Raw genomic sequence first — 17,903 nt, 5'->3', positions numbered from 1 at the left:
TAGACCAGAGAAGATATCCGTTATTTGACCTAGGTAGTAATGCTTTGAGGACCGTTACTATGCTTGAGAAGATAAGTCCTAGATGTCCGTTACTTAACCTCAGTAGTGATGCGTTGAGGTCCGTTACTTAGTCAGAGATGTCTAGCCTCCGGGGACCGTTACTTTGACCTAAGAAGATAGCCTCTGTTGTCCGTTACTTTGCCAAGGATGTCTAGCCTACGATGACCGTTACTTTACTCATGGGTCTAGCCTTTGTGGTCCGTTACTTAGTCAGAGATGTCTAGCCTATGATGTCCGTTACTTGACCTGATAGACATCCTTTACGGTCCGTTACTTGACCTAGGATGTTAGAACGTTGAGGTCCGTTACTTAACCTTAGAAGTAAGACTTCGTGGACCGTTACTAGAAAAAAAGTTTTTGGTTATTAGTGGTTAGTGGTTGGATAGCGTTGTTGAGGGACGTGGGCGTCCCTGAACAACGATAAACTTTTTTGCTAAGATCTAAGAACTAAGAGCTGACAACTGTATTTTCTAATTCTCAATTTCTTTTAATTGTACTACCTCACTACAATAACATACCCTTTACTATTTTCCCTTAGTATATATAGGCTGTCGTTTTCCTGAATATCGTTTATACTTACTGTTTTGTTATTCTTAATAAATAGTGCTTCAGATACATTTATGTTAATATCTGAACTATTTATATTCCATTTGTTATTAAAGCTACTCCAATCCTTCACATCTTCAATAGTTAAGGTATAGTTTGTCCTGTCAATTTCCTTTACTATGCCTGTTGTTAATACTTGAGCCTCATCATCATTATCTATAATATTTAATGCAAGGATCATATCATCATAGGCAATAGCATAGGCATATTCTTTATAGTAATTACTTTTATCATCGTCCTTTAAGAATCTACTGTTGGTAAACTCATCAACTGTAACCTTGTTAACCTCTTGGCCCCTTGTATCGATTATTTCTGTATCTTCACTAATATTAAAAGGTATTTGCTTAGATGAGTAATCCCATTCAGTTCCTTCAAGGATATCATAATTATCCATTTCTAATCCATATTGTGTTATTTCATCTATTCTACCCCTATATACAGTTAACTCAGTAGGCTGAATATCTTCTATAGATATAAATGCAGCGGTATAATTGTCTTTACCATATGATACAACAAATATTTCATCATCTTCCCTTAGGTTATACGGGTGTACTAGTTTTCCGTCTTTAACAATAATAGTACTGTTATAATCAAAATAAACCTCGTTATAATCTACTTTAAGCCTTCTATCACCAAAGGCTATATCTTGAAGGGTGTTATAGTATTTTCTTTCATAACCATTTTTCATAACAACCTTCATTGCCTCTTCCTTACCATAGTTATCCCTAGTTGCTATATATACCTCTTTACCTAAGTGGTTTGATAAGTTTTTATTAGATACCTTCATACCATCAGCATAAATCTCAGTATTATACCCTAGTGAAAGCCTCATATTCTCTCCTTTATCTTTCCATTCTGTATGGTCATAGTACTTTATATCCTTTAATATTAGTTCATTTCTGTTAGGGTTAAAGTAGCTTAAGGTAGCCTTATAAAGATTCTTAATCTGTCTATCTGGTTGTGATATATATACCTTAGTTGGTCTGTTGCCTCTGTATTCATCAAACTCTAATCTTACTATATCTCCTTCCTTTACTCCTCCTATACCTACATTAACTCCATCTTTATATACTGATGTGAAGGGTTCTATGGTAAAATCTAATTCTTGATTATCTTCCATTAAAGTTATTTCATTATCTTCTGTATCAACATAAAGTACCTTTCCTATATGTATCCTTTCTCCAGGATGTATATATCCTTCTTCTCCTGTATCTAAATATCCTACAATATCTGTTACCTTTCCATTACTAACTCTGATTGTAACCTCTTGCCCATAAAGTAAATCCTTTAGTTTTGCCCCTTGGTTATTAATTCTAACATTAGCTCCAGGAACAATCTCAAAATTAAATATTTGATCATCATAGTTTTTAATTGTAATAGTGTTTTTATCAGCATCTATTTCTTCTATAAAGCCTTCTATCTCAAAGGATCTATTGTTTAAAACCTCTGCAAATACTATTTCTCCATTTTGATTTATATAGTACTTTATATAATCATACTCTTTAATATCATCTGGAAAGGTTAGTTTTCCGTTTTTGTATACTATAAACCCTTTATCTTTCGTATCATCTGATGCGTCTTGAAATACCAGATACGAAAGGGTATTATCATCATTGTTAGTCCTAATTATCTTCTTAATTAAATTTGTGTTTTCTTCAGACTGGAAAATAGTATCTATTCTTTCTACAATACCTGATTTTATACTATATCCTCTCTCTATAAGGAAATCCTCATATATATTGTCTAATAACTTTGCCATTTCTGCCCTAGTTAGGCTAGATTTTGGTCTAAAATATCCATTATCATCCCCTTGCATTATTCCCTGTTGCAGGAGTGCTTCAATTATAGGTAAATTTAATGTATTTATTTCTTCCCAATCATTTAGGTTATATATTTTTTGCTGGGCTTGTCCATAGACAGGCTCTAAATCTAAAACCCTTGCTACCCACACTGCAACCTGTTCTCTATCTACTGGTTCCTTCCATGTATACCTATTTTCTACCCTTTCCCTTAATTGGTCTTCAATGTTTGTAAGCTGTTCATCAGTAAGGTTTGGGTCTATTTCATAGTCTATGATTCTTTCTTCTATCTCTATCTCAGTGTTATTTTCCTCTTCATCTGTTAATGTAGTTATTTTATCTACCTCTTCATCTGTAATAATGTTATTGTTTATGGCAGCTTCTATATAACCCCTAGCCCAGTAGTCGCCAGGTGTAAGTATTGTATATCCACCTGTATCTAGGTTATTTATAGATTCCTCTCCAAGCCTTTGGGCTTCATCCTCTAGTCCAATAAGTCTTACTAAAAGTGCTATAGCCTCTTCTCTAGTAAGATAGTCACCAGGGTTAAACCTACTATTTCCCATACCCTTTATTATAGAAAAACTACTCATTCTATATATAGAGTCCTTTGCCCAGTGCTCATCTATATCTTGGAAGTTTATGTTATTATAGAGTGCTTTATATGTTGATATTCCTTCATAGGTGTTTTCATCATTAAGGCTTATACTATAGCTTAAAGGTACTATTGTAAATATTAAGGTTATAGCAAGAACTGTAGATATTATTTTTTTCATCTGGACACCTTCCTTTTAGCCTAAGGCATTAAATTACTCTAAGTGAAACGGGGAAAAATTTCCCCGTTTTTCTACTTATTATATATAACTATAAATTTTCCATTTCCATCTATCTCACCATATACTAGATGTATAAACTCTCTTCTGTCATAGTCAAAGTCTGAAGAAACTGAGTAATCATATTTTTCTATTCTATTTTTTTCTGGGTTGTACTTTCCTAAATAAATACTATCATCATTAACTTCATCTTTATCTATCATAATTCCAAATGTTGCTGTTTCAATTGTTTCTAAGTTTATCCTCTCTCTTCCATCTTGAAGGCTAAAGTTAATACTATAGGCCTCTGATATTACCTTTTCTTTTCTAGTAAGGTTTTTAGTAATTCTATCCTTTTCTCTATTGCTTAATTTAGTTATTTCTACAATTACATTTGCATCTTCTTTATCATTTATATGGAACTTTAGAATACCAAGCTTTAAACTGTATAGTGAAACATAAAGTCTAACATTTTTATCTTTAAAATTAACTGACCCTTTAGCTTCGTCAATAGCCTTAATAGGTATATTGATTTGAATCTTATTAATATTCCTATTGCCTAAGTCTGATAGGTTTATATTATACTCATTATATCTATATTCTGAAGGTAGATCTATTACTGCTCCGTTTATAGTATATTTAATTACTGTTTCATCTATTTCTTCTTTATATTCTTCGTATTTATCATCACCTTCATCTTCGTCTTCCTCTAGAGTAGTAACAGCTTCATAATCATAATCAGGTGACTCACCATAGTCATTAACTGCCCATAATCTAAAGTAGTATCTTGTATCTTCCTTTAAATCCTTTAGATGATATTCTAACTTATCTGTTTCTGCAATAAACTTATAGTCATCTTCGCCCTTTTCTCTCCCGTATATCTTATACCTTTCAGCTTCAGGTACTTCATCCCACTTAAGTACAACAGATCTCTCATGTCCAGGATATGCCCTAAAGCCTGTTGGTTTATCTGGTATAGGAAGTATATATTTAATGTTTCCAGTAGCTATACCTCCATCTGGATTTTCTATCCTTACTACTTTATCTCCCACTTCTCCTTCAGGTGTAATTATTTCTATAGTGTTTTCATCAATAAATGTTACATCAACCAATTCATCGTCAATAAATACCCTAAGTCCTTCCATAAACATATCACCTGTTATTGTTACCCTTTCTCCACCTTTAGTGCTTACTTCATCAGGTGATATATTATCTATTTCTGGGTCAGAATAATAGGTAAAGCCATTTTTAAGTACTGCTTCTCCTAGCTCCTTTGTATTTTTTACCATAACATCTACAGGTCCTAACATGTCACTAGGTGGTGTGATAACTACAAGCTTATCATATCTTGATTCATCAAAGTCAATATCTGCTTTTTCAGTTCCAATCCTTACCTCTATTTCATCGGGATATGCTCTAAAGTCTTCACCAGTAATAATAATTCTGTCTCCACCTGATACACTTCCCTCGTTTGGAGTTATAGATTCTATAATTGGGTTAGTTTGTTTTGCCCTATAGATATAATATATTGGATAGCTTAATCCTGAGACTTCTGTTGAATCTATAGTCCCTCCATCTTCATTTATAACTATAATACGAAACTTTTTATCTATATCTTCTTCTCGTCCCTCAGGAGCCCTAACAATTAATTCATCATCATTATAGCTTTTACTTAATATTTCTGCTTCCTGTGTTCCAACCATTACTTTAACACCTTTTCTAAAGTCTCCACCCTCTATTGTAAAAACCAAGCCACCATCTACAACAGACTCAACAGCATAATAAGTTTCTCCGGAATCGTCAGTTATAGGGTCTTCAGTTCTAGGTGTTATATCTTCAATAAATGGCTCACTATCTGGGCTCTTATAAATAAATTCATCCTCTGCCTGCTGTCCATCAGGATTAATTATTACTAATGGTACTGTTTTAACACTGTGATATGAAGGTATTTCAACTTGTAATTTCCCTTCATATTCGATTATTGCATGGGGTGAGTAACCCCTTTCAACTATTAATCTTCTATCTTCAACTTTAACACGGATATACTCATGTTTATCGTAATATGAAGAATCTTCAGTATCCTTTAATTTACTTACATCAATAAATTTTTCTGTATCATCATATCCTGTATAGGTTTTAGTATATAAGTTATCTCCCTCTTCAATTTCTACTGTAAGAGTGTCATTAACAGCATCATAGTCTACATTAAGTCCACCTGGTAATTCTACATTAGTTTTACCACTTATTATAGTTCCTGAAGTTTCATCTTCAAGGTTTGTATCCTCTTCTATGTCTGCAAATCGTACAAGCATCATTGTTTTTTGTTCAACTATGTCATTTCCATTTTCATCTTCAGTTAAAACCTCTATATTACTTTCTACAAACTCATCACCATGTATGTTAATAATATCTCCACCTAATATTGATCCTTCATTTGGAACTACATCAGTAATTTGAGGATTAGTAAATCTATATGTGAATTGTACAGTATTTGAAATACCATGGTCATTATTTACAATATATACATCTACATTTCCCTCTTCTCCAGGGGGAGTTTCTATTAAAAGATATCCATCTGCATAATCAATTATCTCTGTTTGAGTATCTCCAAAATATACCTTAGGTAGTATATTCTTATCATCCTCACTTAGATTTTCAACTGTACCTATAGAAATTATATTATCGAATTGTCCATTACCATTTAGGTCTGTAAAGTCTTCACCTATATCCCATTTAGCATTTCCATTTGTATCTGCATATGGTTCATAAAATCTAAAGTCCCTACCAAATATTTGTATATAGTCACCACCAGCTGCCTTACCTTCAGATTGGCTTAACCTTTCTATGTAAGGATAACTAGTTGGTGTAATATAGGTAAAACCTTCTTCTAAATAGTCACTACCTCCATCATAGTTTACAACCACAACTGGTACAGTTTTTCTATCTACTCCCAACTCTTCCCTTATATCTCCAGGATAGGCTGGGACCTTTACCTTTATAACTTTATTGTCTGGACTTAACTCAATATCTTCATTATCTACCTTAACACTTCCTATATAAACCTTAATCTTTGAATCTCCGTCTCCCTTAAAGTTTTCTCCTTTAATCTCTATAAAGTAACCACCATCTACAGAACCTTGGTCTGGTTCAATACTTTGAATCTCTGGTTTACTTCCAGGTGATCTATAAAACTTAAATCCATCTTCAACTGTAAAACTTTTAGTATCTGGATTAACTACTGTAATATCATAGTATCCATCTGGTGCTAAATCATCAACGTAAAAATAGAAGTGAATTTCCTCTTTAGATATTACCCTTACTCTATTACCTGTAATTCTACTGTTTCCATTTTCATCAGTTTCTATTTTATATGGAGTTCTTAGTCTTAACCTCTTAACAATAGTATCTGAACTATCCTTAAATTGAATTTCTGAATAATCCTGATTACTTTCATCTACTATTAAAGTATAGGTTTCAGTTCCACCATTTTTTACAGCTTTAATTTCGCTTGATGTTGCAATTAAGGTATATTCATCATCAACTCCATCTGATAATATGATAGTTCCATTTGGCCTAATATCTAATGTATAAAAATTATCTATTAATTCGTCATTAATGCTATCATATTCTTGAAGAAGAACACTATAGTAGTAATCGGCTACTTGTAATGTTTCATTACTATTAATTTTTAGAATTTCATTTCCAGTTTCAGGTTTATAATATTGCAGTTTTATTTTCCCATTTTCTTTGTTATACTCATTTACCTCTTTACCATCAACTAAAATCCTACTTCCTATTAACCTATACATTCCAAGTTCTGTGGTATGGGTTGCTGTAGGGTCTGGTTTTAAGAAGTTATTACCCTTAGCCATTACTAATGTCTCTAGCATACCTTCATCTGGGGAAATGCTAGTAATTTGTGGGTCAGTATAAGTCTTTACATATATAAATTCATGTACAGCCATACCTCCATCGGGGTTGATAACTTGCAGTTGAGTAATAGCTTCCCTGTTTGGTGGTGCTGTAAATGTAATAGACTTACCATCACCTTGACGTTCAATATTTGGTATCTCATTGCCATCTATATATACCTTTACACCCTCTTGGAAGTTACTACCTATTATTTCTATTTCTTCTCCGCCATCCACTGTAATTACACTTGGTTCAACACTTGAGATAACAGGACTCTCTAAAGGTTCAGTAAACTGAATAATATCATCTTCTCTAGATGAAAGACCTGGTGAAGTACTATTTTTTATAGGGTTTATAACCTCAACATCCTTTGGTCCAGGTCCCGATACTATAACACCTTGTGGAATGGTAACAATAATTTTTGACCCTATCTGATTTCCATATGAACCATCTAAGATGTTATCTCCTTCTAGTATAATCATCTCTGGTTGTACTGGAGCTCCATCACTGTCAAGTACAATATTACCGTTTTTATCCCTTACCGTACCTTCATTAGGATTTATCTCCAATTCTAAGCTGGCATCATCATATATTTTTACAATAGGATATGATATAACCACGTTACCTGACTCATCAGTATTTCTATAGATAGTAAAATCTTCACCATATATAGCAAAAAGGGTATCCTGTTTAATCTGTCCATTTTCAACTTGCACTTTGTCAGGAACTATCTCTGTTATTGTAGGCTGTTTCTTACTAGGTTCAAATGTATATTTTTGCCCGTCTACTGGCTTTGCATCTTCAAAGAATGAATAATCATCTTCACCACTTGAATTGATAAACTTAGTTTCTGTTCCTACGATTACATCCTTTAAAGTTTCTTCAGTAATTACTTCATCTAGCTTAACATTAACAAATAGCCTATCTAGGTTATCCGAAAACTCTGGATCATCTTCAAAGTCTTGAAGCTGTCCTATATTAACCCATATTCTTTTTTCAATAGAGTAGTTTTCACCTTTGTATTCCCATATTTCTGTATTATTTTCATCCCCAGGAGCGTGATACTTTATGACCAAGTAATTTGGATCTGAACGGTCAATAGTATAACTGTAGTCACTATAACCATCTGCCAATTGTAAATCATAAAAGTTTAAAGTACTAATATTCTTACCCTCTATTACAACAGATTGCCCAGTATCTGGACCACTTATAGGGGTTACAGAAAGGATACTTGCCTTCTTTTGACTATCTATTACAATGTATTTATCTTCTACAGTGTATTCACCGATTATCTCACCATTTTGAGTATCTGTTATAATTACAAAATACTCAGTTAGTTCTAGGCTTTGAGGAACTTCTACTATTAATGTAGATGTTCCATCATCATTATTAACAAAATTTACAAACTGTGCTTTATTGTTCTCATTATATGTATCTGTACCATCCAGTTCCTTTAAGAAATATACCTCATAATCTGATTGAAGACCATTACCTGTAAAGCTTACTGTATCTCCTCTAGTTCCAATATTAGGATACATCTTTAGATTAGTAATATCTAGATTTTTAACAAAACTAAAAGCTTTAACATATGTATGTCTTACTTCAACTATTGGGTCTTGACCACTTGATTCATTTGTTTTCTGAAATACTAGATTATATGAACCATAATCTCCTGGTCTTGGAGGATTTTCTAGTTTAAAAGTGTTATTTGTATGTTCAACTATTATGCTTGGGTCCTCTCCTTCAATATCTACACCTGCACCATACTTTTCAAATAGTACAGTATAGTGAAATCCTTCACCATCGTCTTGGAAGAGATTAGATAAATTATTTCCATCTGTTATTTCAAAATAGTACTCAGTAGTATTTAGAGTAGTTTCATCCTCATCTATATCTTCATTAATTGTCCTTTTAAGTTGGTTTACAGTTGGTACACCACTGAAGTTAGCAGTAATTTCTTTACCATTAATCATTAATGAGCCACCATAGTTTGCCAACTCTTCTTGTGTTAGCTCATATTTAACGTAGTATTCCATAGCTATAACTTTGTTGGAAAGCTCTTCAAAATCCCCTTCACCAGTTTTATATAAAACACTTACATCCGAAATATCACCTGTATCAGTATCATCCCTATGTAATTCTACATACATTGTGTCAAAGTTTAATTCTTCATCATAGGTTCTACCAACAACAATTTTCCCTAGTTCAGCATCACCAACATCTAATGCAAGTGATATGTCTATATTCTGCCATGGAAAAAGATTAAATATCATCATAAACACTATAATATAACTTACTATTTTCTTTATTGAGAATTTCATAACTGTAAATCACCACCTGAGGTAATTATATTCCTTTTCCATTAATATAAATCGACAAAAAACTATAAAAACTTAAATTCCAATATATTACATTTCTGAAAAACCGGGACGGTTCTCTTTTTCACCATTATTTTCCATTTTCTACTTAACCCTACTAACGGTTGATATACTTACACCTACAATTTTTGATATTTCTTCATATGTAAGACAAGAATTGTTTTTTAAAAATAAAATAGCATTATATAAAAGTCTATTACCCCTTTTCCCTTGTTCTTTTAGCCATTTAAGGGTTACATTATTTTCATTACAATAATTCTCTAGAAACTCTTCTGCATCTTTTAAGCTTTGTATAAATAAATTTTTATTTTCTGTAATATCTAGATGTGGATTATTTGAAGATTGATCGTGAAAATCTCTAAAATAATCCACAGCCTTATATGGATCTGTGGAAAACTGCTTTAATATAAAATTTCTGTCTATTAGACTATAAGATTTTTTATTAGGATAGATATATTCTTTATAACTACTCCAATCATAATCAATACACTTTAAAGCTATTCTAGCATCTACAGGATTTTGGTGAATATATCTTAAAACAGATAAAAGATAACTTTCATTATCCACACATTCACTTTTAAATCTACCTTGAAAAAGATGTCCACATCTTTTGTATTTTTTATTGTAGTATTTAACATAGCTGACATTAATAGATTTCATTATATATGATATATCCTCAGAATTTTCGTTTATAAGTAAATGTATGTGATTATTCATTAGACAATAGGCATAAAGGGTAAATTTAAGTTTTATCTTTTTTATCTTTAATATGTCAATAAACATTTGCCTATCTTCATAGTCATGAAAAATATTCTTTTTTTGATTACCCCTCTCCATTACATGGTATATACCTGTAGAGCTTCTTTTTCTAGGCCTTCTAGGCATAAAATCACTTCCTATTCTTTTTATAATTCAACAACAAAAGACAATTTCCTTTATTTTATACCCTTTACTTCTTCTAAACAAAACATAAGAATTCCTATTTTTTACATTTGTGAAAAACGAGGACGGTTCTCTTTTTCAGTTTTGGGAATAATTGGTGAAAAAGAGAACCGTCCCTGTTTGCATAAGTTAAAAAGTTTGTCGAATAAAAAAACCTCTAACAAATAAAGTTAGAGGTTTTTTACCTAATTGATATACTATTTTTCACATAAGAAGCATGAGGTTGGTGTAAAATCCTTAAATGATTCAATTTCATTCTTTCCTATGTTATTTACATCTCTAATTACATTACCATCTTTAATTTCAATAACCCTATCTGCTTTTGCAGCTATATGCATATCATGGGTTACTATAATAAATGTTGATTTAAATTCCTTATTTATATCCCTTAAAAGTTCATATACTTTATCGGTAGAATCACTATCTAAATTTCCAGTAGGTTCATCTGCCAAGACTAATGCTGGATTATTTATTAGAGCCCTTGCAATTGCAATTCTTTGTCTTTGTCCCCCAGAAAGTTCATTTGGTTTATTGTACATTCTATCCTTTACACCTACAATTTCTATAAGTCTTTTAGCCCTTTTTATAACATCTTTAGATGGAGTTCTACCTTTAGAAATCCAGGCAGGCATTAACACATTCTCTAATACATTTACTTCTGGTAATAAATAATGAAATTGAAAAATAAAACCTACATTATCATTTCTAAATGTTGATAGCTCCTTTCCATTCATGTGGTTTAATCTTTTTTCCTTAAATAATATTTCTCCTTCTGTAGGCTTATCTAATGTGCCTATTATGTTTAAAAGTGTACTTTTACCTGACCCTGACTGACCTATTATAGATACAAACTCACCTTTTTTGAATGATATATTTAAACCATGCAGTACTTCTGTTTTTATTTTAGTTCCATATACCTTTTTAATATTTTTTAATTGGAGTAAATTATCCATTTCTTATCACCTCAATGGGGTTAAGCCTAGCTGAACGCCTTGCTGGTACAATTGCTGCAAAGGTTGAGGCTAATGTAGATATTAATATTACAACTAAAATTTGTTTTAAGTCTATATCTATAGGGAATAGTGGTTCACCGTTATCTTGTCTGACAAAGGTTACAAATAGCTTTGATAATAACATTCCAAATCCACTTCCTATAATTGAGCCAACAAACCCTAACAAAAAACCTTGAATCAAGAATATAAAACTGGCACTTTTTGTCTTTATCCCCATTGCCTTTAATATACCTATTTGTCTAGATTTTTGTATAACTGAAATAGCTAAAACACTTGCTATACCTAAAGTTACAGCTATAACAACAAAAACTTGAATTAATAAGGTTGAACTTGATTGACTATTTAAAGCTGTCAAAATTTGAGCATTAGTTTCTTGCCAACTTTCAACATTGAAATCCTCATTTAAAACTCTTTCAAGACTTTTTGAGGTATCTTCTGCAGAAAAGACTTCATTTACTTGAATTTCAATGGATGATATGTCACCATCTAATCTTAATAGCTTCTGAGCTCTATTGATTTCGATTAATGCCCAGGTTTTATTTATTGATTCGTTTTCTAAGTCAAAAATACCACTAACAGTAAATAAATCTCTATTTCCATTTGGGGTTGTTACAGTTACTATATCATTAACTTTAATTTCTAAGTCATTTGCTATTGATTTCCCAATTAAAATATTATTCCCTGATATAATTGGTAATCCCGATATAATTCTATCCTTTACATTGTATATTTTATCTGCCTTATCTAAATTGATCCCCTTAATTGTAATTGGGCTATTACTTTTTGATTTGTTAATGAATCCAGAGGCTGTTACTGTAGGAGAAATAACATTAACATTTTGATTTTTAATAATTAATTGGTTATAGTCCTGAAATGAAGATATATTATTATCTTGATTATTTGCTTTTAATAATTTTACATTTTTATATATGTTATTACCTTCAATTTGTGCCCTAGGAATGTCTGTCTTAGATGTTATTACAATATGTGGAGAGTTTCCTATAGTTCTATTAATTAGATCCTTTTGCAACCCATCAATTAAAGAGCCTATAAAAACCAATATTGAAACACCTACAGTTATACCTAACAGTATTAATATTGTTTGAAACTTCCCAGACTTAAGGAATTTCCAAGAAAGCATAAACTCAATAGGCATCTATATCACTCCTTTATTAATGCCTTAACTTTTTGTCCTTCTTCAAGATTATTTGGTCTTAATACAATATCACCTTCTGTAACACCTTTATCTACTATTACAGCATCAATAGTTTCAAATTTAGCATTAATTTTTTTCTTAATGGCATAATCCATATTATCAACGGTCCAAACATAGAGACTATTATCTTCTCTTTCTATAAAGTCCTTAGGGATTACTAGAGCAGATTTTATGCTATCAGTTATTATTTCTGCTGAAACTGTAAGGCCTGTTTTCAAGTTATTTGGTGGGTTTTCTAGCTTTATTTTTACATCCACAGTTCCCCTATTTTCATCTACTGAAGGGGAGATATAATCTACAACACCATTAATTTTCTGTTGAGGATAAGCTTGGCTTGAAATTAAGGCTTTTTGCCCTATTTTTAGAGATGAAATTTCCCTTTCATCCAATTGAATATCTACATATAATTCCCTTAAATCTTCTAATGTCACGAGACTTTCTCCAACAGTTACAAATAGGCCTTCTTTAGAATAAAGTTTAGATATATTTCCTTTAAATGGAACTTTGATGTCATATTTAGCCTTTAATAATTTAGTACTTTCTAAGATAGTATTTGCCTGTTTTATTTTTGCCCTAAGCTCCTTAGCTTGTATTCCATTACTTTGCAAATTTTCAACCTTCATTTTTGCTAAGTTATATTTTGCCTTAATTTGCTCATACTGGTTTAGAAATTTTTCGTATTCCTTAGATGAAATAGCACCATTTTCAAAAAGTACTGATAATCTTTCTATTTCATTTTCCTGTTCTTTTTTATTTAATTCTACTATCTTTAACTCCTCTAATGCAGATTTATAGCTATATTCAAGCAACTTCTCTAATGAGATTTCAAATAATTCCTTAGATACTCTGGCTTCTTCTACTTTCCTTGTTATTTCTCTCTTATCAAAGGTAATAATAGTATCTTCTTTAGTAACTAAATCTCCCTCTTTGACAAATACATTTTTTATATGTCCTGATATAGGTGATTTAATGTCTATAGTTTTCTTTGGTACAATCTTGCCATTTGTAATTATAGTATTTAAAACATCCTTTTTAGTAACTTCATATGCTTCTACAGATTTAGTAAAAGCAAAACCATTTATAAATAGGAATGATAAAAATATTGTTATGCCAAGTACTATAGTTATAATTAACACTTTAGTATTTAATTTCATAGTAATCTCCTTTCAGAGTAATATATTGTTTAGTATTGATACCCTGTAAATAGGAAAATAAAACAAAATGAAATAAAAATTGTATATAAACCCTTTATATGGTTTTAAAATTAGTGATATAGTTCACAAAATGAAATGTTTGATTCCTAATTTTTACATTTCTGAAAAACGGGGACGGTTCTCTTTTTCAGTTTTGGGAATAATTGGTGAAAAAGAGAACCGTCCCGGTTTGCATAAGTTAAAAAGTTTGTCGAAAGTATTCAAAATATTGGCAATATTTAGTATAATATTTCTATATTTGTTAAAAGGAGGTGAAGTTGATAGGTTCAAAAAGGATATTACTTATTTTTATATCAATTTTACTAATAGTTATCACCTTTAACATAGGCTATTCTGCCAATAACTACGTAACTATACCCGATGATTATCAAACATTAAATGATGCCTTAAATGCTGTAGCAGATGGAGGAACTATCTATATTAGAGATAGTGGTGGATTTTACGCTTTTGAAAAAGCTCAAATAGATAAATCTGTAAGTATTATTGGAATAGATGGAACTCCTGTTATTGGATGCAAAAATGATACCTACCTTTTAATAGAAGTACTGTCCAATTCATCCCTTACCATAGAAAATATCCACTTTAAATCTAGTATTGATAAAAGGATTATAGAAAGCTATTCACCATATCTTAATCTAAAAGATGTATCCTTTTCTTACTCTGACCCCCTTGTTATAAAAAACTCACAAGCTAATGAAGATGTAGATATAACAGTTACTAATTGTTCCTTTAATCCTAAAGGACCTGTTATAGATTTTTCATATAATGCTAATGGCTCTATATCCTTTGTTAATTCTTCATTTTCCGTTGAAGGTATAGAAGTAAGAAATTCTAATGGAAGCAATTTATATATCAATGGCAATGTTTTTAATGATAGTGGTATAGAGATTCAAGGGGCTTCAGATAGCCAAATAGAAGTAAAGGATAACATCTTTGATGGAAACAAGGTTATTTTTGATTTTAATGACTTTTCTACATCAAATCTCAACATTTCACACAATAAATTCCTTGCACCAACTTATTATATCTACAATAGAGATACACAAAATACCCTTAACCTTAACTATAATTGGTGGAATAGTGAGGATGGTCCTTCTATAGATGGTAGCTCAGTCTTTAATGGTAACATTATCTATGATAAATGGGCTTTAGATGAAAACTTTATCCATTTTTCTGGTGGAAACATTATAGAAGGGCAAGTATCTTTAAAGAATTCCTTTAACCATGGAGGAATTGATGTAAATCTTTTTTTGGATGGGAGTAGGATTGACAGTACATATACTGACAGGGATGGGCTTTTCTCCTTTAATAATTTAGGCCCTAACAACTATACTTTAACCTTTCAAAACAATGGCTACAATACTGTAGCAAAGGAAGTATATATACATAATGAAGATATTAACATTAATACTGAGCTTAAATACAACTCTAATTTGCTTGATGTTAATAATGATGCTAATGTAGATAATTTAGATATATCAGAGGTATCTAATGCATTTGGGTTAGATAGTACAGATGTTAACTGGAGAGATAAATATGACTTTAATAGAAATGGCAAAATTGATTTATTGGATATTCTTATTATTTTAAGATTTAGGGAGGATGAATAGATGGCTAAAAAATTTATTTACTTTTTTATTCTAATTTCACTAACATTTTGTTTTCCTGCTTTAACTTATGCACAAGAAGCTTCTGTCCAATTATCATCAGGTGACCTATCATCTTTAAAGCCTCAGGAAACTTTTACAGTTGATATTACTGTTGATAATATAGATAACCTTGTTGGTGGTTATATAGTAATAAATTATGATAGTACTTTGTTACAGGTAGAAGGGAAGACATTAAACCTTCAGGATACAACCGATTTTACTAGTTTAGAAGGTATAACTAACACTAGTCTAAAAGATAGTGAAGGCAGTGTTTTATTAGTTTTTGGTTTAGATAAAAACATAGCCCCCTTATCTGGTAGTCAAACTATTGGAACTATAACTTTTAAAGCCCTTAAAAAGGGAAGTAGCACTATATCAATAGGAAGTGAAAGTATATTAGTCACTGAAGATTTAAATATGACCCTTAATGAAGTTACATTTACTTCAAATAGTATTAATTATACAGTTCTCGGAACTGGTGGTGTATCTGGAACAATAACCGATAGTAATAATAGCCCTATTAGTAATGCAACAGTAGAGGTAGTTAAAGGAGAGAGTATTGTTACTACCACAGCTGACTCTAATGGAGTCTTTAATATAAACAACTTGGTAGAAGGAAATTATACTTTAAATATTAAATGTGATGGATACTATGAGTATAGTCAAGATATTACTATTATAGATGGACAGACTGAAAATGTAATATCAGAGCTTACAGTTGAAGGTGATGTTAATAATGATTGTATTGTAAGCCTCGAAGACTTAGTCCTTACTGCAAATGAATATGGAAATACTGGAAACAATAGTTTTGACGTAAATAAAGACGGTATAATAGATATACTTGATCTAATATTTATTAACAGAAGATTAACTGAATAGCTAGGGGATTTAAAAATGAAAAAGATTCTGATTATATTAATATTAGTACTTACATGTAATATTGCCTATGCTTCTGATACAGGAATATTAAAACTTAATGTACAGAATTCTACCTTAAAAATTAATCATAATTTTAACCTACAAATAGAAACAGAAAATATATCTAATATATATGGTATCCACATTAAGTTAAGGTTTGACCCTAAATATATTAATGCTAATACCAAAGAGGTTAAAATTGGAGAACAACTCCTTAATAAAGAACACTTTCAGGCAAGGAATACTATAGATAACGATAATGGGATAATAGAAATTCTATATACCCTTGTAGGTGATGAGAATACCTTAAATAAAGACACAATAATTGGCACAGTAAATTTTAAGTCTATAAAAAAGGGCCTTACGAATATAACAATAGAAAAAAGCCTTCTACTTAAAAGGGATGGTGCAAAGCTAAAACATAATATAAAAGATACCTCTATTAAAATTAGAGATTTTTCCACCTCTTCAAAGAGAAAAAATGATGTTATAAAAGTAAAAGACATGACATTACAATTACCTAAAGACATGAACAGGTCAGATTTAACAGTTAGTATGATTACTGAAACTAAAGACACACCATACAACATATACAAAATAGAATACAATAATAAGATTAATGAAAAATTAAAGCTTTCATTTAAAATTAAAGAAAATATGAAAAGTAAGCCCTTAGGTATCTATTACTATAATGATGATAGAGAAGAATGGATTTACCTTGGAGGGAAAATTGAAGGTGAACTTATTACAGGCTCGGTAAAACCCTATGATATGTTTGCAATTCTGGAAAATAAAAACTATAAAGATTACACAGATATTAAAGATAACTGGGCAAAGGATTATATCCAATATATAACTTCTTTAGGTTATGTAAATGGTGTAAATAAGACTAACTTTGAACCCAATAGACCTATAACTAGAGGTGAAGTGGCTAAGGTGTTTTCTCTAGCCCTTAGTTTAGATAAAGAAGATAACCTTAAGTCTTTTAAAGATAAAACTTCCATTCCCCATTGGTGTAAGAGTCATATAAATAAGTTGGTAGCTGAAGGGATTATAAAAGGATATAGTGACAATACATTTAAGCCAAATAGATATATTACAAGATTAGAATTGGCTTCCATGCTAAATAAAATACTTAAAGACTATGATTCAAATAAAAACAGTAAAGTTTTCTCAGATTACGAAAATATACCTAAATGGGGTAGAGAAAGTGTAGACAAGCTTTCTTCCCTAGGTTTAATAAAAGGTTATAAAGATAATACCTTTAGACCTAATAACTATGTAACAAGGGCTGAAATGTGTAAAATTATTATTGATATGTTGAAGATTATGGAAGTAATCTAATTGTAATTAAATTGAAATATTATTGTTTTTCCACCTCTGA

9 protein-coding genes are annotated in these 17,903 nt (G+C 31.0%); 3 read left to right on the top strand and 6 right to left on the bottom strand.

Annotated elements, in window-relative coordinates; translation table 11 throughout:
• Positions 1-556 precede the first annotated feature (556 nt).
• The 6 genes from BET03_RS04270 to BET03_RS04245 form a co-directional block, all read right to left on the bottom strand.
• On the bottom strand, positions 557-3,241 hold the full coding sequence (locus BET03_RS04270; RefSeq protein ID WP_120167652.1) for an S-layer homology domain-containing protein: 2,685 nt from the start codon (positions 3,239-3,241) through the stop codon (positions 557-559).
• Positions 3,242-3,312: 71 nt separating this feature from the next.
• Complete coding sequence (locus BET03_RS04265) at positions 3,313-9,510, bottom strand: IPT/TIG domain-containing protein (RefSeq protein WP_120167650.1); 6,198 nt, start codon at positions 9,508-9,510, stop codon at positions 3,313-3,315.
• 141 nt (positions 9,511-9,651) lie between these two features.
• Positions 9,652-10,452 carry a transposase gene (locus tag BET03_RS04260; protein ID WP_120167648.1) on the bottom strand — a complete coding sequence of 267 codons (801 nt, stop codon included), beginning with the start codon at positions 10,450-10,452 and terminating at the stop codon, positions 9,652-9,654.
• 254 nt (positions 10,453-10,706) lie between these two features.
• On the bottom strand, positions 10,707-11,462 hold the full coding sequence (locus BET03_RS04255; protein WP_120167646.1) for an ABC transporter ATP-binding protein: 756 nt from the start codon (positions 11,460-11,462) through the stop codon (positions 10,707-10,709).
• Positions 11,455-12,678 (bottom strand): ABC transporter permease, encoded by a 1,224-nt coding sequence (locus BET03_RS04250; RefSeq protein ID WP_120167644.1) that lies wholly within the window; start codon positions 12,676-12,678, stop codon positions 11,455-11,457. The genes BET03_RS04255 and BET03_RS04250 overlap by 8 nt, the downstream gene beginning before the upstream one ends.
• Positions 12,679-12,683: 5 nt before the next feature.
• On the bottom strand, positions 12,684-13,892 hold the full coding sequence (locus BET03_RS04245) for an efflux RND transporter periplasmic adaptor subunit (protein WP_120167642.1): 1,209 nt from the start codon (positions 13,890-13,892) through the stop codon (positions 12,684-12,686).
• A 317-nt stretch (positions 13,893-14,209) separates the two neighbouring features.
• Between BET03_RS04245 and BET03_RS04240 the strand changes: the two genes are divergently transcribed.
• Genes BET03_RS04240 through BET03_RS04230 form a run of 3 tightly spaced genes read left to right on the top strand, consistent with a single transcriptional unit; the run spans position 14,210 to position 17,863 of the window.
• Complete coding sequence (locus BET03_RS04240; protein WP_183108715.1) at positions 14,210-15,562, top strand: carboxypeptidase-like regulatory domain-containing protein; 1,353 nt, start codon at positions 14,210-14,212, stop codon at positions 15,560-15,562.
• On the top strand, positions 15,563-16,480 hold the full coding sequence (locus tag BET03_RS04235; RefSeq protein WP_120167638.1) for a carboxypeptidase regulatory-like domain-containing protein: 918 nt from the start codon (positions 15,563-15,565) through the stop codon (positions 16,478-16,480).
• Between the two features lie 15 nt (positions 16,481-16,495).
• The gene (locus BET03_RS04230) at positions 16,496-17,863 is read left to right on the top strand and encodes an S-layer homology domain-containing protein (RefSeq protein ID WP_120167636.1); all 1,368 of its coding nucleotides are present in this window, start codon (positions 16,496-16,498) and stop codon (positions 17,861-17,863) included.
• Positions 17,864-17,903: the final 40 nt, after the last annotated feature.

It is taken from the genome of Thermohalobacter berrensis, from assembly GCF_003609645.1.
GTDB classification, from domain to species: Bacteria; Bacillota; Clostridia; order Tissierellales; family Thermohalobacteraceae; genus Thermohalobacter; species Thermohalobacter berrensis.
The sequence above is the reverse complement of the archived record's forward strand: the minus strand, read 5'-3'. Positions and strand labels throughout refer to the sequence as shown.

What these genes read in the sequence shown, in the direction of transcription:
- BET03_RS04235 (WP_120167638.1), top strand. Translation starts at nt 15,563, where the DNA reads ATGGCTAAAAAATTTATTTACTTTTTTATTCTAATTTCACTAACATTT.
- BET03_RS04255 (WP_120167646.1), bottom strand. Translation starts at nt 11,462, where the DNA reads ATGGATAATTTACTCCAATTAAAAAATATTAAAAAGGTATATGGAACT.
- BET03_RS04270 (WP_120167652.1), bottom strand. Translation starts at nt 3,241, where the DNA reads ATGAAAAAAATAATATCTACAGTTCTTGCTATAACCTTAATATTTACA.
- BET03_RS04230 (WP_120167636.1), top strand. Translation starts at nt 16,496, where the DNA reads ATGAAAAAGATTCTGATTATATTAATATTAGTACTTACATGTAATATT.
- BET03_RS04260 (WP_120167648.1), bottom strand. Translation starts at nt 10,452, where the DNA reads ATGCCTAGAAGGCCTAGAAAAAGAAGCTCTACAGGTATATACCATGTA.
- BET03_RS04245 (WP_120167642.1), bottom strand. Translation starts at nt 13,892, where the DNA reads ATGAAATTAAATACTAAAGTGTTAATTATAACTATAGTACTTGGCATA.
- BET03_RS04250 (WP_120167644.1), bottom strand. Translation starts at nt 12,678, where the DNA reads ATGCCTATTGAGTTTATGCTTTCTTGGAAATTCCTTAAGTCTGGGAAG.
- BET03_RS04265 (WP_120167650.1), bottom strand. Translation starts at nt 9,510, where the DNA reads ATGAAATTCTCAATAAAGAAAATAGTAAGTTATATTATAGTGTTTATG.